General features: G+C 40.6%; 7 protein-coding genes. All 7 read right to left on the reverse strand.

What is annotated here, in order from left to right; genetic code table 11:
• Positions 1 to 109 precede the first annotated feature (109 nt).
• Positions 110 to 2,377 (reverse strand): BamA/TamA family outer membrane protein, encoded by a 2,268-nt coding sequence (locus Q8S11_RS13750; protein WP_305662692.1) that lies wholly within the window; start codon positions 2,375 to 2,377, stop codon positions 110 to 112.
• A complete protein-coding gene (locus Q8S11_RS13755) occupies positions 2,370 to 7,418 on the reverse strand; it encodes a translocation/assembly module TamB domain-containing protein (RefSeq protein WP_305662693.1) in 5,049 nt (1,682 codons plus the stop codon). Before Q8S11_RS13755 ends, Q8S11_RS13750 begins: the two co-directional genes overlap by 8 nt.
• A 100-nt stretch (positions 7,419 to 7,518) precedes the next feature.
• A complete protein-coding gene (locus Q8S11_RS13760) occupies positions 7,519 to 8,793 on the reverse strand; it encodes an NRAMP family divalent metal transporter (RefSeq protein ID WP_305662694.1) in 1,275 nt (424 codons plus the stop codon).
• Positions 8,794 to 8,905: 112 nt separating this feature from the next.
• Positions 8,906 to 10,861 carry a hypothetical protein gene (locus Q8S11_RS13765; RefSeq protein ID WP_305662695.1) on the reverse strand — a complete coding sequence of 652 codons (1,956 nt, stop codon included), beginning with the start codon at positions 10,859 to 10,861 and terminating at the stop codon, positions 8,906 to 8,908.
• Positions 10,862 to 10,886: 25 nt separating this feature from the next.
• Positions 10,887 to 12,410, reverse strand: coding sequence for a PQQ-dependent sugar dehydrogenase (locus tag Q8S11_RS13770; RefSeq protein WP_305662696.1), 1,524 nt, complete (start codon positions 12,408 to 12,410; stop codon positions 10,887 to 10,889).
• A gap of 148 nt (positions 12,411 to 12,558) precedes the next feature.
• Entirely contained in the window at positions 12,559 to 13,458 is a 900-nt protein-coding gene (locus Q8S11_RS13775; protein WP_305662697.1) for a PorP/SprF family type IX secretion system membrane protein, read from the reverse strand.
• A 63-nt stretch (positions 13,459 to 13,521) separates the two neighbouring features.
• On the reverse strand, positions 13,522 to 24,807 hold the full coding sequence (locus Q8S11_RS13780) for a cadherin domain-containing protein (RefSeq protein ID WP_305662698.1): 11,286 nt from the start codon (positions 24,805 to 24,807) through the stop codon (positions 13,522 to 13,524).
• Positions 24,808 to 24,995: the final 188 nt, after the last annotated feature.

The following is a 24,995-nucleotide window of genomic DNA, read 5'->3' on the forward strand; positions in this document are numbered from 1 at the left end:
AAACAAGTTTCTATGGCAAGGTATTGGTGGTGTCTTCAGGCAGGGTATGAAATATCGGCGTTTGAACGACATATCCGAAAAGTTAAGATTCAGACAGGGTTTCCGGCAATTAAAAAGGATAGCCAATTGCCAGGTTAAACACTAAATTGTCCTGCCTCCAATTTCTGTCTCCGAAATTAATCCTATTCAGTACCCACCGATCTCCATCAGGCAGCCATGGCTTACGAAGAGGAAATGCCAGATCAGTGCGCAGAATTAAAAATGAAAGATCCATCCGGAGTCCTATTCCTGCATCGACAGCCAGCTCTTTTAGAAAATCTTTACTGAATTTTACTCCTGGTCTTGCCATTGGTCCACTTTCCTGGTGCTTCAGCCAGATATTACCGGCATCCATAAAAATTGCCCCGTTTAAGATTCCGGCAATTTTGGGACGGTATTCAGTATTAAATTCAAGCTTAATATCACCCGACTGATCTGCGGCGATCTGATCTAAGTTAATATTCGGATCCCGATAGACACCTGGCCCCAAAGTACGTGCACGAAACCCGCGGAGACTGTTGGTTCCGCCTATAAAAAATTGCTTTACATAAGGGAGTGAAACCGATTGACCGTAGGAATGACCATAACCAGCGATCAGACGGGAAGCAATTTGAGATTTCAACCCAAGCTTTAAATAATGTCTGAAATCATTCTCGAACCTAAAAAATTGTGAAAATGGAGTACTGATGAGTGAATTCAATCCGGGTAAATTGCCTGAAATATCTACATTGCCATTGTAATAAAATGTATTTTTCCTGTTGGTTTCGGCGGTATTCGTAAAAGTGAAATTATACATCGGCCCTATCGTAAATTGCTCTTCAATGGTATGCCTCAGTGTAGGATTTATTAAAGCCAGTGAATCATAGGAAGCCGAAACTTTAGACGGTTGCACCATATTAAGTGCCAAAATGCTTAGTTGATGTTCTTTATTTGTACTCTCTTTCCATGAATATCCAAAAGAGCTTCGCAGTGAAGTTAGCGTATAATTCTTCGGACGATTTAAAAAATCATATCCCAGTGAGATACGGGTTCTTGGAATATAAGCGCTGTTCGTCTTAAACTTAAACGGACTGATAAACCGGGGTATTAACAAATTTGTTTCCAGGCCATACCTGTAAATATTATTAAAACTTTTACTGGCGGCAGAGACCTGATAGTCAGATGAAAGATAGGCAGAAACTGTCAGCAATTCGGCAGCCCTGAAGGTATTCCTATTTTTCCAGCCCAAAGTAATTTCAGATCCATTGAAATTGGCAGAGTTTGACCTTGCTGTTAATTCAACACGGATAGATTTTTTTTGATACGGAGTGAGCTGGTAGGAAACATCGAGCTCTGGCCTCCCAATACTATCTGTCTCCTCAAACCTGTTCTTAACATATCTGAAAGTTCCCAGGTTTACCAGACGGTTTAAAGAAAGATTATGATCCCGGCGGTTATAAACATCCCCCTTATTGAAAAACATAGTTCGTTCAAATACTTCCGGCTTAAAAGTATTTTCCGGGTCAATTACATTAAAATCCCCATATATCTCAGCATTTTCTTTACTAAAACTTGTACTATCGTTTAGTTTATAATTGGGATAGATATAAATATTTCTAATTTTATAAATATCTCTTGCTTTTTGTGAAACAGTCTTTTTAATATTGACATACATATCTACCATATTCTGGTTATTTGTACTATCCACCTGAACAATCAGGTCATCCGAACCGAAAAAATAAAAACCTTTTTCTTTCAGTTGTCCGTTAATCCTCTCCCTTTCAGCTTTGACAGCATCCAGACTATAAGGATCACCGGCTTTAAGAAATGTTCCCGCTGAACTCGCTGTTACCGCCTTGCCAAGGCTTGAACTATCTGTTGTAAATCTTACACTGTTGATCATATACTGAGGTCCTGCCATTGCATGATAGATCATGCGGACTTTTGTATCACCTTTAAAGACTGTTTCAGTGGTATCACTTCCCCTGAAATATCCGAGGTTCTCAAGCCGGTTTGCGATCAGTCCCCGGTTGAAATCAACTTTCACTGTACTGAATAGTACCGGGGCTTCACCGAATTTTCTGCTCAACCAGCTTCCCGGACCTTTTCCGGATTTACTTTTAAGATTATAAATCATCAACTTAAATGGAATTCCCAGAACCTTACTGTTAGGTTTGGGCCTTAGAACGCCTTCCAAGTCGTTTACCAGAACCTTTTTCTTTTTTTTACTGATATCCTTATCATCAATTTTCACACTTGCGCCCGTGTATAATTTATCATTTTCCGGTACAAACTTCGTGACACCGCATGATGATAAAAATATTATCCCAAATAAAAAACCAAATATTATCCTATTCATTATCTTTTGATTCTTTCCCTTCAGCACGTTCTGCCCTGCGCCGTCTTTTTAAATCTTTAATTCCTGTCTGGAATATCTCCTTGAACTTATTATAATCCATGGTGAGAATAAAGCCGACGCCTGTTTCTATGACCTGACCCTGGATAGAAACCTGATACTCGTTTTTCTGATAGGCTCTCAAAAGATATCTTCCGTCTTTTGAGAGCTGATATTCTACTGATACATCTCCGGCAAGATTACTGGTCCTGGCTCCAGGCTGTTGCGGCCCTTCCAGTTCAAAATTACTTCCCACATTAACCCGGAGCCTGTCATTCAGCAGCCTCCTGGATAAACCAACATTCAGTTCTGTACGGTTTGCACGCTGACCGGTAGTATAGTCATCGGTAGCTTCAAGGTCGAAGTTCAGATCGAAACCGGCGATTAGATTACCAGCCAAATTATTCAGTTGTTCAGATAAAATCTTACTTACACTCTGCCTTGCCAGCGATTCAGCTCCACCGCCGCCTGCTGAAGATGAGAATGGATTGTCACCAACAAATCGGTTCAGAAGCAGTAATGCGAATACCTGTTTATTTAATTCAGACGGCTCTTGTCTGAGTTGTTCCAGCCTTGTATTCACAGTTCCGGTAACATCGGTAGAAACATTGTAATTACGTTCAGGCAATATAATATCAAAAGTGATCTCAGGCCTGAGAAGCTCACCTTTCATACTCAGGTTAACTTCAAAAGGAAGCTTTTGTTTATAGGTATTCCTCTGTGATTGCGGTGCATCACCCAATACATTATCCACCAGATCGAGAGGAGCTGTGTTGGCAATATAAACGGCAGTCAGTTTGATATCAGCAGTAGTAGGTTCCCCGGTCCAGGTGATGGTACTTCCTTTTTCGATCTCAAACTTGCGTTTAAGCAAATTGAATGAAAGTTCATAAGCCCCTTCATCCAGATTATAGGTACCGGTCAATGTCACTTTACCGCTCGGATCTATCCCGGCATTTAATTGGGCTTCACCTTTTAAACTGAGCAAATCGCCGTTTGCCTTGTCAATGATAATGTTGAACTCAGCTTCCTTGTTTATTTCAAGATTGACAGATACATTCATACCGGTGATGGATGACTGGTTTAAAGAATCTAATTCAGCACTTAAAATGGAGGCCAGTTCAGGGTGATCCATATCAATAAATTCAACAATTCCCTGTCGCTCCTCTATTGCGGGGTTGGTTTGAGGTAATACTACGGTGAAAATACTCTGATCATTCACCTTCAAAGTGCCATCAACCGAGGGACTGTTCTGGGAACCTCCTAGAGACAACTTTGTATCAAGAAATAATTTGCCATAGTACAGTTCATTGTCTTTTTCAGTAGAATTCATTACCCTGAAATTATCGGCCTCAATATCCAGATCAAAACGGTAATCAATATAGTTTTTTGTAAAAATGATGCCATTGACAAATGCTGTATTCTGTGCAGAATCAACCACAGTGAACTTGTCAAAAACAATTCCATCCGAATTAAACCTGAGCTCGTTATCCCTGACCTTAAAATAAGAATTCAGCATACTTAAATTGAAAGCAGCCTGATTGAAATTTATTCCTCCAAGGATCTGAGGTTCATCAACCGTACCTTTGATTCCAAGGCGGCCATTTATGCTTCCGCTAGCCTTGTTTATTGCACCGAATGTAAATCCTTCAATACTCTTTAAATTGAGATTCTTAATATCCAGATCTAAGTCGAAACTGCTATTGCCCAAATTGTAATTTCCATCAAGCAGAAGATCATTACCCTTGCCCTTAATACTGACATTAGCAGCTAAAATATTCGCTTGCCGGTTATTTAAGTTCAGGGTCACAAGTCCGAGGGTATCACCCCTAAAATTAAAATCATCAATACTCAAATCTGTTGTAAAAACCGGACTTAAAGCCAATTCACTAGCCAATACATTCCCATTGATCGTTCCGCCAATGAAAAGAGAATCCTTTTTAACCATTGAACTGATGGTTTCGATCTTAAAATTGTTGAATGCTATCTGCAATGGATTATTTAATCCGGGAGGTACAGTGTTAACACCCAGTTTCTGAGAATTATTGCTGATCACAAAATTGCTTGCTTGTATCCCCTTAGTACCAAACCTGATTTCATTTGCTTCAGCAACTGCCCAGGGCTCATAGTTAAGCATCAAACCATCTGATATTAAACTGAATACAAATTCAGGATTCAGGGCACGTAACTGGCCAGCTAAATGGTAATGCGGCTTTTTTTCGCGGTCATAAACCTGCAGATCTGTGGTCAGAATGTTATTCTGTGCCTTTCCTTTCAGCGTAGTATTCTGCAATTGTAATTGCGGAGTAGTAATATTTCCAATACCAGCCGAATAATTCAGGGCACTATCGCCGGTATTTATGTTCAACAGCAGGTTGCTAAGGTCATTGTTTCCATAAACTACCCGGGGAGCTGATACGTTTAGAAAAAGCTCAGCCTGTTCACTGTTTAAACGGCCATTTAACGTTACTGAGGCAAGTTCTTTTAACTGTGGGACCAGTGAATTGAGAAGCGGACCATTCATCAGACTGGCATTAAAAACTAGGATCTGAGGTGATTTTGGCTTGGAGCCAGAAATTGTTCCAGTGGAAAAATAACGGTTTACAAGCTCCTGCACAGCAAAACCAATGCCTGTAAGCTTGTACTTACCCCATACATCTGCATTAAGCACATCAGATCTTAACTTCAGAGTATTTCTTTCAGCATTTGCGGTGGAAACAATACAGACCGAATCAAGCTGATAGCGTTCTTTCCCCCTGGCGATGATCGCATTGGTCAGGACGATCCTTCCATTCAGATAATCAGGATCTGCTGTACTAAGATCAGCAATAATTTTACCGTGAAACCTGAGATCCTCCTTGACAAAGTTTAGCTTTTGAAAGTTAGCACTGTCAAGGTCAAGGTTAAGTTTTAATGTTGGATATTTACCTGAAAGACCGGCCTGTATATTAGCGTCAAATACAAGATTTGGATCGAGCATTTTGGCTTTAGCAAACAAATTACCATTTCTCGAATTGCCATTTAAAGTCAAATCACGGTAATTATAGCCATTATATTCTGCATGCTGAACCTTAGCAGCAAATACTGTATTCATCGTTTTAGGATCTATACCCGTACCTGAAACTTTTGCTGACAGGCTTACCTTTCCGATCTGGCCTTCCTGTTTAATTAGTTTCCCAACATGAAAATTAAACAGACTGATATCGGCCTGATATTTTTCCTTTCCTGATTTCCTTGAATCATAGCCAGCATTCGTTTTGGCATGGCCAAAACTTGAATTAAGATCCAGGCTGGTATTGAAATTAGATATTCCTCCTTTGAAGTTTCCATTTAAACGTATAACTTCAGGAAGCCGGATATCTGCCGGGATAGTTCCAGGGGGTAAAATAACAGCCATATCATTACTCCTGGTATTTAGCTCAGCAATATTGAGATCAAAAAACGCCTTATTCATATCAGGCAGCCCTTTAATCCTGCCCGATGCTTTTAGACTGGTATTTCTGAACCCGGAAATATCTATTTCAGGGATATAAAGATCTTTAACCTTCCCCTTCACTCTTCCATTGATTTTGAGAACTGCATCCGGAGTCCTTTTTATGACATCAATGGAAGCCATTTCGGGAACGAATGTGAGGATATCCCTGAAACTTACCCGGCTGTTTTTCAGGTCGGCATCAAGTCCAAGATCACCGGGTTTCTCAGTCAGACTCAGAATTGAAGCATAATTCAGACGGATACGATCTCTGATCTCAGAACCCGGGGTCTTCAAATAAAGGTCATTCAGATAAATCCGGGTAGGGCTGTAAACAAAATTGGTTCGGATGCCCTGTAAAGAGAAAGCACTTCCTTTTTCAATTAGGCTTCCCGAATTAATCTTACCTGATATAGAATCGGGAGAGTAATTTAAATCAGTCAGTCCGAAATTCAGTGCTTTGATATCAAGATGCCCGAAATCCATCCCCCTGTATTGTTTTGGAAGATTATGGTCATCGAATTTTATATCATTTTTTTCGAGATCTATCTTGCCAGCCTTCAGTGTCCAGTTATCAGAAACCGCATCCAATTCCTGCCCAACTTCTTTTGAAACGACACTTGCGAGTGCTTTTTTGGCAAGACTGAAATCAATTTTTGAGTTTTTTAATACCAAACTCTCCAGGTCAATATTTTGCTTTCTCAGGTCAAGCAAGTTCAACTCTGCCAGAAGGCTGCCTATATTAATATCACTCTTTATCCCGGAAATATCATTTATATAATTAAACCTGATCTTATCCAGGCTTATCTTACCTAAGGTCAGATCCAGATCAAATGGCTTAGCGGATTCTAATGAATCTGTTTCCGGAGTTTCTGATCGCGCAACCTGTTTTGACTGAATAATTGAAGCATTCAGTCCGCTCAGCTTTATTTCAGGAATACTGAATTTCATTTTTTCCAGATCGAATTCACGGATACGGGTATCAAAATGACCTATAAAGACATTGGCATCGGCAGCCATAAGCGCATCCTGGAAACGAAGCTGAATTCGGTCAAGGTTGATCTTAACCATTGAAAATTTCATGGTTGAGGCAGAATCTACGGGGGCAGTTTTCTTTTTTTGCTCAGACATGAATGCTTTCAGTATATAATCGAAATTATAGACGCTGTCTGTGGTGCGTTTCACATTCAGGATGATCCCGCGCAAATCAACTTCATTGATTTCCAGTTGGTTACGAAGTAATTTTAGCAGACTGATATCAACTTTAAGCGTATCCCCGGATAAGAGGGTATCTTGTTTCTGATCTTCGAAATAGATATCTTCAAGTACCAGTGATTTTGGCAGATCAAGACTTATTTTATTGATCTCCACCTTTGTTTTTAGCTTAGCCTCAAGGTAGGAAACGGCCTTATTACGAACCATATTCTGCACTCCCGGAACACGTATCAGAACGTATGCGAGTACAAGAATTAATAACAAGATCCCAATGAACCATAAAATGATTTTGATTGAAATTAGTCCGAATTTTCTCAAGCCCAGGAAATAAAATTTTTATTGCAAAAATCAGGCCCTAATTTTTATGCAGATTACAACGAATAAAATCAATTGAAAATTTAAAACAGGTATTCGGGCATTATAACAACTTGTCGGCTATATACAGATACAACAGGGTCAGTGCCGCAATGCTCATCAGGATAAAAGCTGTATAACCCAGAAAATTAGATCGCTTGTTATTCGTAAATTCACCCATTACCTCTTTATTATTACCAATATTCAGGATAATCAGGATGAGCACAGGTGCAGTAATTCCGTAAAGTATTGCCGACCACAACAAAGCCTGAATAGGAGAAATCCCAACATAATTCATCATTAAACCAAGCAACAGGGAGATGATAGTGATCGAATAAAATGCTTTTGCCTGATGAAATTTTTTGTTGATTCCTTTTTCCCATCCAAAAGTTTCAGTAACAATATAAGATAAACATCCGCAAAGCACCGGGATAGCTAATAAACCGGTACCAATTACACCTATAGCGAACAAAAGGTAAGCTGAATCTCCTGCTAAGGGTCTAAGAGCCAAAGCTGCCTGCTCCACAGTTTCAATATTGTGAATTCCGGCATTGAACAATACTGTGCCGGAGGTAAGAATGATAAAGAACATAATCACATTTGAAAATAGCATCCCGAAATCAACATCCTGCTTCAAATCCTCCAGCACCCGCTTATCGACAATAATCCTTTTCCTTTTCAAGTTCTGATCTTCTACAACCATCGTTGCCTGCCAGAAAAACAAATAGGGAGAAATGGTTGTACCGAGAATTGCGACAAGGATCCCAATGAATTCTTTCGTAAATTTTATGTCCGGAATAAAGGCTCCCTTTAAAATTGCAAGAAAATCCTGTTCATACAAAAAAGGTACAATTAAATAGACAAGAAGAACAATACAAAGGTATTTAAGAAGTGAAGCAAACTTACGATAGGGCAGATATATAAAAATACCCATCAGTAGAATAGTAAATCCAATGCTGAAAATACTCGCATTTATAGATGGAAGCAGCAAATTTCCAACGGCCCCCATTGCTGCAATATTTGCACCGATATTCATCACAATGGCAGGAAAGCTGAATAAAAGCATCAGATACAATACCGGTTTTGAATAATGCTCCTTTAAAGTACCTGTTAGTCCTTTGGATGTTACCATACCAATCCTGGCACACATCTCCTGTACTGCAGCCATGAGCGGAAAGGTGATAAGTGCAGTCCACAATGTTGAGAGACCAAACTGTGCTCCTGCCTGTGAATAAGTAGCAATACCTGATGGGTCATCATCACTTGCTCCGGTTATTAGCCCGGGTCCAAGCTTCTTCCAAAATCGAATTACTTTGTTCCAATTACTCCGTTTAGTCATACCTGTTTACCTTGCTATTCGATTATTCAGTAAATACAATTTTTAACCTTGCAATAAATTTCATTAATTATCAGTTAAATTAATAATCCAGAAGTAAAATCTCGGTGATTAATCATTCCTTTACTGGGTCATAGCGCCATAATTCTGCAGAGCGGTGAAAGTAAATTCTACCCATGTCATCCATAGCTAGCAAGCTTGCAGATTTTTCAATAAACTCATGGTCAAGAGTAATTGGATCGATCCTGAATAACTGATTGCTGCCTGTTCCATATATTTTGCCGGAAGGATGAAGCACAAGAAATGCATCTCTCCAAACATGGCTTCTCAATACTCCTGCCTGGTAGATCTGTTTACTTCTAACCACTCTTTTGGCTATGGGATCAAATACAAAAAGAGTTCCGCTTGCCATTCCCCAAATATTTCCATCAGGACCAATAATCATACTGGTAATTGCCTTAGCACCGGGAACAGGGATAAACTCATCCACTAATTCTGCCTTCTCCACATCCCAGGAAAAGAGTTTTGCTTCCTGAGTAGTAGGCATTATTCCGAGTCCCCCCGAAACTGTGGATCCACCCCATACTAAATGGTTTGCATAGGTCAGGCTGACTATGCTCTGATCTTTCACAAGTATACCATGGGATTGTAGTTTCGGATTATGAGTATCATAACTAACCAATGACCCTCCCAACATTCCATATTCTGGAACCATACCGAAAAATATTTTCCCGCTTGCTTTATCATTCAAAACGGCAAAAGGGCGGCTCTGATCAGGAATCTGACCAAGGAATCTGGGGTTGGATGCTTTGATATCCCATGGTTTACGGATGTCATATTCATACATAAGTCCTTTGGGATAGATCCCAAAATAGATAAACTGATCTTTAACAGTCATACCCTCAGTCTGGTGCAGGCCCGGATAACTTATCGTGGTATTTGTTATGGGATCATAGGCAGCATGGCCTCCGGCTAAATAGCCACCAGACCAAATACGGCCATCGGGGCCTTTCATAATCGATTGAATAGCAATAGGCTGACCCGGAACATTTAATTTATTTCTGCTCAATTTGCCATTATCAAGATCCAGAGTCAGGTACTCTGCATCGGAGTTTAAAATAAATAATTGTCTATTAATAATTCGGATCGCATTTGCTGAACCTACATCTTCAGCATGTTTAATCGGTGCTTGTTGTGGCAAGCTAATATCACGGCTGTAAAGCCCTGAACGGTATGTATAATAAAATCGATTGTTCTGATCCGGCTGACTGACAGCCTTCATATCCATTTCATCAATTTGATATTCAAATTTTCTGGTTTGTAGATTATACACCAGTGTAAAACTTCCATTGGTGACTAAAGTTAGCATCCGGTCGCCACCCGGAACTCCTTTTAAAATCTCAAGGCTGTAAACGAACTCCTTATTTTTATATTCATCAGGCAGCATGTTCATTTTTGAACCGGTTTTTGGATCCAGTTCAACCAACCCGGCATGTGAACCGACACCGGCATAAAGTTTACCGGTCTTTTCATAATAAACCAGACTCCTCACATAGTTCTCCCCATCAATCAGCGGACCTTTGGCCACATCGCTAAAGCCATCCTTAGGGTGGTACCTGAATACCCTGCAACCAGGATAAGTAGCTCCGAATATTTCCCCATTCCTGCCGGAGGCAAGATTCCAAACTGTAGTTTCTCCGGGCAAAACTATACCCAGGTTCTCAACTGTTGCAGTCCCGGGATAATGCCTGTAAAGTGTCCCTTTCGCTCCAGGAATATAAAGCCAGCCATCAGAAGAAATCTCCATGTCCCAGGCTCCATCAGTTCCAGGCAAAGGCTGATCTAATATTAATTCCTGATTCTCTGCCCTGAAGGCTACCAGATGAGCAGGATTTCCTCTAACAACTGAATAGATCAATGATTTACCTTCTTTATCCTGAATGAAAATACTACCCTGAATCATCGCAGCCCTTATCTGTGGGCCAAGATTTGTTAAACGCGCATCAGGATTTTGTGCATATAATGAAAATGAACAAAGCGTAATAATGAAATATATGCGTAATGATCTCAATTGATATAATATTTATTTTAGGGGGTTATTTATTTAATGTTGTCCTAAGCTCCTTAATTAATTCAGGCTTAATTGGTGCCGCATGATTGGAACCTAATGAACGCACATAAGTCGTGATATCGATCAGTTCATCATCTTTAAGGAACGCAAATGAGGGCATTGGAGTATCGTAAGTAACTCCATTAATTGTGGCCGGGCCATTGGAACCGCTCAAGATCTTCTTTACAAATTCTTTGGGATTATTGACTACAATCAGTGATGTCTGCAAAGAAGGAAATATCCCTTTTACACCCATACCATCGTCTTTGTGACATGAAGCACAATATTGCTGGTATAAAAGCGCAGATTTTGATCCGGGAGGTATAGAAGAAACAATATTGTGAGGATTAGCCGGATCAAGTTTCGAAATTTTGATAATCCTGTCATCAGATGCTTGTGGAAACCCTGAAACCGGATTCCAGTCGCGGTTACTGGTTGCCAGATAAACATCTCCGGCCGGAGACACACATAAGTCCCTGATTCTGCCGAATTTATTTTCAAAATAAACCTGCTCTCCAAGGATCTTTTTCCCTTCATTATCCAGTTTTAATACTCTTAAGCTCTTTCCTTTTAGTGTAACCAATAGAAGAGAATTCTTCAATGCTGGTATTTTATCATAGGAATAATAATCAAGTCCTGCCGGAGCGATTGTAGGCGTCCATGCTTTAATTGGATCAACCGTGTTATGAAGCCCTTTGAATGTAGTTTCTTCTACACTTTCGGCAAAACCCTGTACTGTAGGCCATCCATAATTTCTAGCTTTACTGATCAGGTTAATTTCATCATCAGTTGCATCACCATGCTCAGAAGTATAGAGCTGTCCACTTTCAGAAAACACCATGCCTTGAATATTGCGAAAACCCCATGCCCAAACCAGACTCCCTTTCATTGGATTGTCTGAAGGGGCTGTACCATCAATATTCATTCTCAATATCTTACCATTTGGAGTTTTAGGGTTTTGTGAATCAGTCAAACTTAGGGCATCACCTGTTGCCCAATATAAAATACCCTTCCGAACTACCAGTCTGGAACCATTATGTCCATTTGCTGCTGGAATCTCCATTAGTATTTTTGGCTCATTCAGTGTATCCTTATCTGATTTGTAGCGCACCAGTCGCATCAAATATTTTTTATCCTTTTGTATTGTGTAACATATAAAGACATATGGAAATTTCTTCATATCTGAGTGAAGAGCCATGCCAAGTAAGCCTGCAGTTCTGGAAACCCAGATATCTGTTAATTCCAAAAGCACCTGTTTGTTTCCGGTTTCGGGATTCATTCTACTGATCAACCCTCCATGTTCAGCAATCCAGATCTGGTTATCCTGCCCCCAGGCAATTTCGAGAGGCACATTCAAATTGGATGCAATGATCTTAATTCCATCCTCTTCCTGATTCAGATAAGTGAGGGATTCCTTAGGTCTGCTTAATTCATTCCGATCAATAAAATAAACCAAATAGAACCAGCCAAAAGCGATGAAAAGAATGGAATTCAAACAGATAAATTTCATAATAAATATGGTTAATCAGTATTTTGATTTGTTCAGCATTGATAAGCAGAATACATCATCGGAAAGTATCACTGGTCTGTTGCAATTAATCGGAAAAGATATAAATTCTGCGGAAATAAATGTGAATTTTTTAAAATGATAGAGATTCTTAAAATGAAAGCTTCAGATTTATCTCAAAATCTCCTGTGGTGCTGAATCCTCTCAGAACTGATGTACCAGTGGTATATAATGTGGAGAAGCCAATATTGGAATTATAATTAAAGCCTATTCCAAAAGTGCTGTTTCCAGTACTATGGTATATACCCGTCAAATTTAAACGATCACTGTTAAATGAAAACTTTGTACCTGCATCCAATATGTTTTTATAACCTTTTACACCTCTGAAAGCAATAATTGGTTCCATTACCATGGAATTCTTGGTATTAGAATTGCCAATTTTATATGTAAGGGCCGAGTAGAAAATCGAAAAATTAGAAGTACGAATGTAATCAGTCTTGAAAAAATTTTTAAGGTTAGGTATAGCCAATTGTACTTTAAGTTTATCATTGGTGTAGGCCATACCATAATCGCCATCCAAAAAGAATTCCCTATTGTTATAATTACTTACTGAGGGGTCCCCTTCGTTCCCCACAATATCTTCGGTGCGTATCCTTTGTGTTAACATGCCTACTGAAAGACCAAAGTGTAATTGCTGGTCTTCTTTAAGGGGTAAATGATAAGCGAGCGTTGCTACAGTTCGCAAGGAATTCATTAGCCCTTCCTTTTCTTTTGTTAAATTTAGTCCCAGTCCAACCTTTCCTGTCTTTATAACTCCGGTAAATACCTGACTGACCGGGGCTCCGGGCACATCATTCCACTGCACCCTATTACTCAAATCAAATCTATATCCTGAATCTATACCCGCAGAAGAAGGATTTCCCAGATATTGATTATGAAAATACTGTGCGCCAAGTGGATAAAGCTGTGACCATGCCTGATTGGCACCGGAACAGCTGATCAGTACAATAAGGAATATCGATTTTAAAATTTGCTCTATGCCTCTGATCACTTTTATATAAAATATACTAAAAAGCACAATGCAAAAAGAGTGCTAAAAATCAGAGAATAGTGTTTAATCCCTGACAATGGTGATATAACCTTTTAATTTCTTCAATCCTAAGCCGAAATCGACATAATAATAATACGTGCCCTCTGCCAGATAGCTACCATTTAGGGTAGCATCCCAGGTATTTGTGTATCCTTTTTTATAAAATATTAATCTTCCTGCTTTATCATATACCCTAACTTCATTGTCAGGATACATATCAATATTTTCAATTATCCAGGTATCATTTATACCATCACCATTTGGTGACATGATATTGGCAGGCTGAAGTGTAATAAAATCCTCAATTACATTTAATGCAATGCTTAGAACTGCGGTACATCCAAAGGAATTTGTTACGGTTACCTGGTAGCTTTTATTTTCTGCAGGTCTGACAATTAACTTATCCGTATTCTGCCCGCTGATGATGCCGGCAGCATTCGCCCAAGCGTAGCTATTTCCTCCACTTGCAATAAGTTCAACCGTTTGGCCCTTACTGATTGACACCCCTACTGCCGAACTAATGTTTGCAGTAACAGCCGGATTGACGGTTATTGTAAACGTACTGATTAAAGAATTCTTACCCCCATTAGCGGTCCCACCATTATCTGTTAATATCAGAGTTATATTCGCAATTCCACTCAGTCCGTCTTTCAGTGTATAGTCCAATGCGGCATTGGAACCATTAACAGCACTGACATTTAAAGTATTGAAAAGGTTAATATTATCGGTACTTACTGTAATCGACACATTCTGACCCGGCTCCGGACCCGGACTAATTCCGTTAAGGTTAAGTACCTGGGGCGACGGAGTACTGCAAATAACCATATTAGCTGTCGCAGCAATTGTAGGAGGCTGGTTAACATGAATTACATTAACGGACAACACTCTATCTTCTGATAAGCCATTTTGGTCTGTAGCACGTACCCTGATACTGAAGGTTTTGTCATGAGTGATATTAAAAAGCCGGGCAATACGAATCTCATTACCGGATATTTCAAAAAGAGAATTATCTGTACTTCCAGCACCGGGAACAAGGCTGAATGAATAAACAGCTCCCTGATTAATGGAACTCGCACTTAAAGTACCAACCAGAGTACCTATTGTACTATTTCCATAAACCTGCAATGGAACCCAATTCAAACTAATTACAGAATTCTCTGTGCTCACAAGAATGTCAACAAGTGCATTATTGCTGCATGAATTACTGTATTTAACCGAATAGCTTATCGTTACTTTTCCATTTGATTTCCCTGAAACCAAACCAGAGACAGGATCTACTGATGCAATTGTGGCATTACTACTACTCCAGACACCTCCCTGTGCAGATGCAGAAAGCTGAATTGTTTTATTTACATAGACTTCCTGGAGGCCACTGATGATTGGAATTTCAGGCAAATCATTAATTTTGATTTGGATAGGATAAGCCGGTGCAGAGCAAGTGCTGTTCTTAATGAATAATGAACCTGTATAAATAGCTGCAGGGGCATTTACGGGAATATTAACAGCAAAAGAACCCAGAGGAAAGCTTGTACCAGGATCTACATTAACAAAACCAGCTGACAAAGCCGGCTGGTCCCAAATTATACTGTAACTATTTGGAGCAGCACTTGCTGATGTAAATGAAATGTCTGCATTAAGAGTCCCTTTGCAAACCGTCGGCATCTGGCCAAGGACGAGTGAAGGCAAGGCATTTATTTTGATATCAAAAGCATACGAAATACTGCTTTTATAAGCATTTTTAACAATTATTGTCCCCGAATAAGTTGAGGAAGCTGCCTGCGCCGGAATTGTAATATTTATTGATGATGCAGTCAAGGCTGCATTTGTTATTGAATTAAATCCCGCAAGCAATGCAGCAGCATTCCAGCTAATACTGTAAAATTCAGGTGAACCGCTTGTTGAGGAATATGGCAGATTAATGGCCGTAATTCCCTTACATCCCGAAGGTGAAGGACCCAATGCAATTGTTGGTCTTGACATTTCCTTCAGATTTATCTTAACAACCTGATTGTCGCTGATATTCAGACCATCAGTCACTGATAAATTCAAATTAAAAGCCTGAATCAACTCGTATTGCAATGATGCCTGAGTTAGGACACTTAGAATACCTGTTGTCGGATTAATTGTAAAAGCATTTCCCGAATTGCCTGAAATTATGGTCCAATTTTGTAAAACCGTACCTGCATCATTGTCACTTGCTTGAACGGAACCAACAATTGTATTATTAGGACTGCTTTCTTGTATCTCAAATACCTGATTCTGGCTGATTAAGGGCTTATTATCATTAAGATCTGTAATGCTTATACTGATTGTTTGATCGGCAAAATTGGCACCATCACTGGCCCGTACCTTTACAACATAAACATTATTGGCATCTGCATCGGCAGGAGCTTCAAAATCAGGAGCAGAAATAAAACTTAATACCCCGCTACTGCTGTTGATACTGAATTTCGTCGCATCTGGACCTCCATTAATACTATAAACCGGGCTTGTATTATCAGCATCTGTAGCCACAACTGTGGTAACCAGGGTGCTGTTTTCAGGAAGTGAAATTGAAGCTGTTGCTCCACCACCATTGGAACTGATCAGCGGACTGTTATCATTGGCATTGAGAATTATTACAGTAATTGTTTGTTCAATGTTATTTGTACCATCACTTGCCCTGACTGTGACGATGTAGGTATTGTTAGCGTCTGCATCGGCAGGAGCTTCAAAATCAGGAGCAGAAATAAAACTTAATACCCCGGTACTGCTGTTTATGGTAAATTTCGCCGCATCTGCCCCACCATTTAAACTATATACTGGCGTAGTGGTATCAGCATCAGTTGCAACAACGGTGGTAACTATGCTGCTATTCTCAGGTAATGATATTTCAGCAGTTGCCCCGCCACCATTTGAAGTAATAAGCGGACTAAACTCATTGACATTGAGAATGGTTACATTGATTGTTTGATCGGCAAAATTGGTGCCATCACTGGCCCTGACAGTGACAACATAAACATTATTGGCATCCGCATCTGCAGGCGCCTCAAAATCAGGAGCTGCAATAAAACTTAATACTCCAGTACTATTGTTGATGCTGAATTTCGCGGCATCTGCCCCACCGCTGAGGCTATAGCTAAGCGTAGTAACTACGTCGGCATCAGTGGCAGTAATGGTAGATACCGACGTTCCATTTTCAGATATTGAAAGGCTTGCAGAAACTCCGCCCCCATTGGAAGTAATAACCGGACTGAAATCATTCGCGATTTCACCAATAACAAAATCACTAAGAGAGCTGATTCCGTTTGCCTGAATCGATGAAGTTGTTGCACCTGATACAGCAGGCCTTATCCATACAGCACCGGAGTACTTCGCAAGCCGCAGATTACCAGGAATAATGCCCGCATCATTATCTGCGGTATTCCAGTTGAAGTTTAGATCTGCAGTAGTAAAGCTTACTCCACTATTTGTTAAAGTCCAGTAACGATTAATGCTTTTATCTGCTTTTATCCCTGAACCAGATATATTGGGATGATCCGTTGCAATACTGCTTCCAAGAATATTTCCTGCAACAGTTAAACCTGAGAATGTAAGTGTAAGCGGTGAATAATAATTCAGATCCCCTATTTCAAAAATTCCAGGATCAGTATTTGAAAAATTTCTTTGCAAATTTCCATTTACCCAGCCAGTGCCCTGTCCGGCACCTGTTATTGTTGCTCCTGAATTTAATATTAGTTTATTGCTGCCTGTAATTAATTTACCCGCACTAAAGAGGAGATTCGTTGTCAGACCCACATCTGCATTAAGTGAAACCCCATTGCTATTATTTATTGTCAGATTATTGAGGTCCGATACACTCGAAGGAATAGTTATGCCTAAAGTGCTCCCTCCAAATACTAGAGATGAAGTTGTATTCCCGGATAAACTGTTCGGTGTTCCTGCAATTGCAGGTCCATTTAAAGTCAGGATATTGGCACCAATACTCATAGTTCCTGTGTTTAAACTCAGGGTTTTAGTCACTGTAACATTCCCTGAAAGCGTCTGATTTCCGGAAGTATTACTCATTGTAAGGTTATTATAAACCAGAGGACTTACGGACTGACCGCCACCTGCAGCAGTGTATTCCACGGTTGAGGCTGTTCCTAATACAATGGCAGGTGAATTTGCTGAGTTAATTGCGGCACTTACAGATCCGGAAAATCCGGAAGTATTCGAAGTTTTGAACAAACCATTCACAGTAATAGTGGCTAAGGTAGCCGGAGAAATCACTGTGTTACCTGCATTAATAACAGAACCCTCATAGATTGTTAAATCCTGCGAATTATTCAGGGCAATATTAAAATCACCTGTATCAAACAAGCTTCCTGTATTGGTATCCCCTACAAACAAATTTCCCATTAAATTTGTCGTAGTAATAGGTGCGCTAAGACTTGCACCAGCTGTACTGGTATTGTTAATTCTCAAATTATTGTAAGCTCCGGAACTGAAAAAATTAATGGTTTGTGGGTCAGTATCAAGATAATTAATAATACTTCCTGAACTTCCTGCAGTTAAGGTGGAGGAAAGCGCAGGAACCGTTAATGCTCCCTTTAATTTCAGCACGGCAGCACCACCCGACATATCAATTACCTTGGTTGCAGCGGCCGAAGCGATGAAAGTAATCCCGCCATTTGCATTTAAAGTACCAGTTGTAAGGGCAATTCGACCTATTCTGGATGCAATAACATTGGCACCGGCTAAGGTAATCAAACCCGAAACAGTAGCCGAACCGGCGTTAATGATCCAGGAATTATTTCTTACGCTAGTGGTCGGCTGCCCTATATTCACATCACCATTCACTAGGAGTGCCGCTGTTCCCCCGTGGGTAAATGAACTATTTACACTCAAAGAAACCAGATTTAAGCCAGTTGATGTATTTGAATTATTCAAGGTGATTGTAGCACCATTGGCGATACTGATTATTGGAAAATCCGTTGAGCTTGTTCCATCTATTGTTTTTGATATACCGGTAAAAGAAACTGTAGCTGCACCTCCAGAAAAAATACCACCGTTATTCGTCCAATCACCCCCAACAGATAGGGTTGTTGTACCTCCTGATAAACTTAAAGTCTGTCCGTTATTATTGAGTAAAATATTAAAAAAAGTTTGAGTCAGGGCAGTACCATTAATATTTTGAGGACCCGTGGTATTATTAAAATTGACAGTACTGTTGATTGAAGTGAAAGTTCCACCGTTGTTCGTCCAGTTTCCTGCAATATTATGAGTAAAGGCACCACCTGTAAAAACAGTTCCGGTTCCGAGAATCACATTAGCTCCAACGGTTATAGAAGCAAGAGCTGTTGCAGAAGCAGTACCAGAGAAGGTGAAATTACCCAATATGTTGAGGGCAATAGCAGGTAAAGTTTTTGCCCCACTTCCACTCAATGTCAAAGCACCGAAATCTCCCAGACCGCCATTCACCGTCTGAGCACCTGCACCGGAGAAATCTAAGGTCAAACTGTTTAGTGTATTAGTAGAAAATTTATACTGGTTCAGGTAATCGGCTGTTGCTGCAATTCGGGTAATCCGTATAGTACCATTTCCACTGATTGTACCAACAGCACCTGCATTATTTATTACGACTGCTGCACCCGGAATTAATAAGCTGCCAGTACCATTCATGTTTAATGTACCTGCAATATTGGTATTGGTATTAACCGAAACGGCTGCAACCGTATTTGAAACAGTCAGATTATTAAAGCTTGTGGTAGAACTACCGGCAATTGCCTGGGCAAGAATCCCATCGAGGTTTACAGTCCCGTTACTATGTACAAATGTTGAATTATTTGTCCAGTTCCCCCTGGCATTAAGCATGGTTCCGGAAGTGAAAGTTCCGGCTGTTAAGGTTAGAAAACCATTAATATCCAGGGTATTTGTAAAGGTAAAATCACCCTGAGTTTGTGTGAAATTATTCACGGTCAGCGTTGTATTACTGCCGCCTACACTCAAAAGAGTCAAAGCTGTTTTATTAACAATAACATTGTAGAAGGTTTGACTTAATACAGTACCATTAATCAATTGAGCACCCGTTCCTGTAAAGTTCAGGGTGTTAGTGCCCGGTGCAAAACTGCCTCCATTATTTGTCCAGTCGCCCCTGGATGTCAAATTAGTCCCTGAAGTTAGATTTCCGGCTGTAAGTAGTGCATTTCCATTTATTGTAAAAGCAGCGGGTGCAGTAAAATCACCCAGAGTTATGGTTAGATCATTTACTGTAAGTGTAGTAGTACTTCCACCTGTATTTAACAAACTACCTCCACTCTTATTCACAATTAAATCATAAAAGGTCTGAGAAGTTGAGGTGCCATTTATTGTTTGTGCTCCCCCTCCATTAAAATTAACCGTGTTGGTACCAGGGGTAAATATTGCAGCTGTTGCTTTAGTCCAGTCGCCTGCAATGTTTGTTGTTGTACCGGCTGTAAATGTGCCTGCAGTGAAGACCGCATTGCCATTAATAGTGAGAGTTGCGGGAGGAGTGAAATTCCCAAGTGTTTGGGTAAAATTGTTCACATTGAGCGTAATAATACTTCCTCCGGTGCTCAATACATTAGCGGCAGTCTTGTTTAAAATGAGATTATAGAAACTTTCGGTGGTATTGGTACTTGTGATTGCAGAAGTTGTTGAAGTGAAAGTTACCTGACCATTATTGTGAGCAAAACTGCCACTATTGTTCCATTCACCTGATATTGTCATCGCTGCAGGACCAGTAAGTGTACTGCCTGAATTGATAGTTATATTTCGAAAAGTAATCGGAACGGCTCCGGCAATTGCCTGAGTAGTACCATTAAAGGTGACTGTTCCTAGCCCTGCTGTAAAGACTCCACCGTTGTTTGTCATGTTACCGCCAATGAATAAAGAAGTACCGGCGGTCAGAGTACCACTTGATAAAGTTAAATTGCCATTGATATTTAAGGTAGCCGGAACAGTTAATACCCCTGTTTTGTTGACATGCAAATGGTGGAAAGTCTGGTTCACATCTGTTCCGTTTATTGCCTGAGCAACGGCACCTGTGAATGTGACAGTCCCTGCCCTTTGTAAAAAAGTTCCGCCATTATTGGTCCAGTTAAGCCCAAGTGAAATATCATAGTTTCCACTATTGCTTGCATCCAGAATAGCACCTGAGCTTATAGTTAGTGTATTTTGTAAAATAAGGTTGCCACCGGCAGTTGCACCGACTGTATTGGTGATATTTAGATAACCATAACCGGGTGCCGCAACCGGGTAAATAACCTGAGCTTTAGCACCTGAATAGGTAATTACACTGGCTGCTCCCAATGTAACCGTAGCAAAACCTGTTGGGAAAGCACCTTCTAATTGAAAAATAGCAGATGCAGAATTAGCTACCGAAAAAGTACCCCCGTTACCATTACTGGTAAAGAGACCAATATCCAGAGTACCTGCTGTAATGGTAAGATCATTTGCAATAGAAGTATTGGTCAACAGAGTAGTCTTACCCGCCAATCCGTTCTCAATCAGGTTATAAAATGTAGTACTATTTGCTCCTCCAAGAGTTTGTGGGGTAGTTCTTGTAAAGGTTACGGTACCACTATTATGCACAAAAGCACCATCATTTATCCAGTTTCCGGCAATACTTATTATTCCTGAGGAAGCTGTGAGTGTACTTGTTGGATTTATTGTGAAATGATTAAAGTTATGATTTGATGAACCAGTAATCGCCTGAGCAGTTCCATTAAAATTTACTGTTCCTGCACCGGGAGTAAACGTTCCGCCATTATTAGTCCAGTTACCGGTAGCATTAATCGTTGTTCCGGCAGTTAGGATGCCTGCAGTTAATAAAGTGTTGCCATTAATATTAAAAATTGCAGGTGGAGTAAATGATCCTAATGTATTTGTATAATCATTTACAGTAATTGAAGTTGTGCTTCCTGTAATTGTCAGAGCCAGTGATTTATTGACTACCAGATCGTGAAAAACCTGACTTACTACTGTACCACCAATTGTTTGAGCAACAGTGCCAGTGAATGATAAAGTGCCACTGTTATGACTGAAGGAAGCACTATTTGAAAAATTCCCCTTTAAGTTCAGGTTCCCTGAAGTAGATAACAAAGTCCCTGCACTTATCGTAAGGCTGCTTATTGTCACATCATTGGAACCAAAACTAAGTGTCCCATTTCCCGCTTTTGTTAAACTAAATGTACTACCTGAAACAATACCACCAACAGTCAGATTATTCGCTGCTATAGTTGCTACAATACTTGCGCCCAGTGTAACAGCGCCTGTACCCAGGTTTAAGTCATTAGCTCCAGTAAAAGTAAAGCTGCCATTCCAGGCCATCGGATAATACAGCGTGTTAATACTACTCCCTGAAGTGTTGTTTATTGTACCTGCCGTAATGGTAAAAGTTCCATCAACTGTACCCAATGCCTGTGAATGATTGATATTAAGGATCCCAGCACTTAAGGTTGCACCCCCGGTAAAGGTATTTGCTGAACTCAGTGTCCAGGTTCCTGCTCCGATTTTTGTCAGGGTACCCGCTCCGGTTCCAATAATACTTGACATTGTCCCGATTCCGGCTCCCCCTAAAGTCAGTCCAAATCCCGATCCAGTTATGGTGCCTGGATTAGTAATGTTCAGTTCTCTGGCTGCAGTAGTTGCTACGATGCTGGATGCAGACTCAAGTGTAATCAGGCCCGAATAATCTGCGCTCAGTGTCGCTGAACCATTGATCAGCGCTCCTGCAGCAGCAATACCTGTACCATTCAAGGCAAGTGGTTCTGATGTAGAAAGTGTAATACCATTCACATTCAAAACCGCTCCGGTATTTACTCTGGTTCCTCCGTCTATGGTACCTAATGGTGAATTTGTACCGTCACCTGCAGCACCCAAAGCAATAGTACCTGTATTGATTGTTGTTAAACCTGTGTAAGTACTTAATCCTGAAACCGTAAATATCAAAGTTCCTGCCTTTGTCAGGTTTAGTGTTCCTGAGCCATTCTGTATAATTCCTGAAAAAACTGTACTGGTATTATTTCCACCAGTGGTCAGTGTCACACTTCCTGCCTGACTGCTGGTAACCGTTCCTGCACCAGCCAGAGAACCTATGGTTGCATTAAAGCCATTGAGGTCAAGGGTTGAAGTCACAGTAACAGCACTGCTATTTGAAATTCCAGCATTGTTGGCTCCAACTTTTAGAGTACCCACACTGATTGTCGTGACTCCCGTATAGGTACTGGCCCCGGAAAGCGTCCAGGATCCTGTTCCTGTTTTAACTACTGTTCCGGCTCCGGTACCTATAATACTTGATATGCTTCCGTTTCCTGAACCACTTAAAGTAAGTGCAAATGCTCCTGTAATCGTTCCCAGATTGGTCAGGTTAAGATCTCCTGCGCTGGTAGCAATGCTTGTGGCCGCACCAATGGTGACCAAGCCACTGTAATCAACTGCTGTGGCCGAACTATTGGTCAGTGCTCCGCCGGCACTTATTCCGGTACTTCTAAGGGTTATGGCCTCAGCCGTTGCCAGTGTGAATCCATTCAGGTCAAGTGCTCCCGCTGTGATATTAACACCGTTATCTACAGTCCCCAAAGGCCCATTTGTTGCATTCCCTGCAGTACCCAGCCTGAGGGTCCCAGCACTTATAGTAGTTAAACCTGTAAACTCATTATCCGCTAAAAGCGTCCAAATTCCTGTTCCAATTTTGGTTAAGGTACCCGAACCGGTATTGATTAAACTTTGCATTGTTCCATTTCCTGTTCCTCCAAGCGTCAGGCCGAAACCCGAACCGGTAATGGTTCCTGTATTGATTACCATACCTCCAGCCGCTGTTACAATACTCGCAGCAGATCCTAGTGAGATGGAGCCAGTATATGTAGAACTTAGAGTAGTTGAAGTATTATTCAGGGCGCCAGCAGATGCAATACCTGTTCCGTTTAAGGTAAGTGATTCAAGGGTCGAAAGACTAAACCCGGCAAGATTTAATGCTGCACCAGTATTAACTGTTGTTCCTGAAGCAATAGTACCCAATGGCGAGTTTGTGCCGTTTCCTGCAGCACCCAAAGTAAGTGTTCCGGCGCTTACTGTCGTAACTCCGGTATAGGAATTAAGTCCCGAAAGGACCATAATACCTGTTCCTGCTTTAGTTAAATCTAAAGTTCCGGCTCCGTCCTGAATTATACCAGAGAATGTTGTGGTTGTAGTATTATTCCCTCCTGTGGTCAAAACCAGTGCACCAGCAGCTGTGCTGGTCACTGTTCCAGCGCCTGCCAAAGAGCCTATAGTCTCAGAAAAACCATTTAAATCGAGAGTTCCTGTAACAGAAACAGAATGCGCGGAAATATCAGACAAAACATTGGCAGCTCCCAGTTGAATTGTGCCGGCACTGATTGTCGTGGCGCCGGTATAGGTATTGGCAGTATTTAATGTTAATGTCCCTGACCCGGATTTTGTTAGTGCTATGGTTCTTATTCCATTTTGAATGATCCCTGAAAAGCTGGTACTTGTATTATCTGATCCAATAGTTAATACCCTGTTGGCAGCTCCATCACTGGTGATTGTGCTGCTACCTTCCAGACTTCCAACTGTGGTTGCTCCATCCAGATTAAGTGTACCTGATGTTAATGTCAAACGTCCTGTAGCTGAGGTTGTACCTGAGAAAGTGGTCACTCCTGAAGCTTTATTGATGACAATATTACGATAAGCGGTTCCTCTAATCAATTGCGAACCGGTACCATTCAAAGTTAGTGTACTGGTGCCGGCTGTGAATGTCCCTGTTCCGGTAAAATCCCCACCCAAATTAATTATTGAATTACCGGTACACGTTAAGGCATTTTCGGTAGTAGCTCCGGGCATAGCGATCGTACCGCTTACAGTCAGCGATCCCGTAGTAATTGTTAAATTATTATCTCTGGTAGATGTACTTGTATTGACAAAATTCAGATTAGCACAGCTTACTATACCGCTTCCTATGGCGATGGTTTGAACCCGGGAATCAATAGAAGGATCAGAGTATGAAATATCACCCGTCACATCCAAAGTGAAAGCACCTGAAATGTTTAGAGCACTGTTTACTGAATTAGAAACAAAACTTATGGAACTGCACACTGCTCCGGTAGCATTTATTGTAACTGTAATGCCTGAATTGATGCTTACAGTTTCAGCGGCAGAAGGCACTGCTTCACCTCCCCAGGTGGCAATGTCATGCCAGTTACCGCTAACACTTGCTATACGCTGTGCAAATAAATCAGTTCCTGCAAAAAGCAAAAAAAATGCCAATACTGTAAATTGAGAAATTACATTCACATTTTTACTAAACAGACATTGTTTTTCGCACATAGAAATTTATTTGCGACCATAGGCAATATTATAAAGCAAAGGTCAAGCCATAAAAAATGTTGCTATTACCCCGTTAAAACCGTCGAGAGAGGCATTTAAATTAAAAACTGTTGATGACGGGGTAAATATTACCCGAAATGGGCATATTTTTCTACAATAGCGCATTAATTCATCTATTTTGCATTAAT

The sequence above is a fragment of the Daejeonella sp. genome (genome assembly GCF_030695525.1).
Classification (GTDB): Bacteria; Bacteroidota; Bacteroidia; order Sphingobacteriales; family Sphingobacteriaceae; genus Daejeonella.

Bases quoted from the DNA above. Each gene is read 5' to 3' on its own strand.
- Q8S11_RS13750 (WP_305662692.1), bottom strand. From the start codon at position 2,377: ATGAATAGGATAATATTTGGTTTTTTATTTGGGATAATATTTTTATCA.
- Q8S11_RS13760 (WP_305662694.1), bottom strand. From the start codon at position 8,793: ATGACTAAACGGAGTAATTGGAACAAAGTAATTCGATTTTGGAAGAAG.
- Q8S11_RS13770 (WP_305662696.1), bottom strand. From the start codon at position 12,410: ATGAAATTTATCTGTTTGAATTCCATTCTTTTCATCGCTTTTGGCTGG.
- Q8S11_RS13780 (WP_305662698.1), bottom strand. From the start codon at position 24,807: ATGTGCGAAAAACAATGTCTGTTTAGTAAAAATGTGAATGTAATTTCT.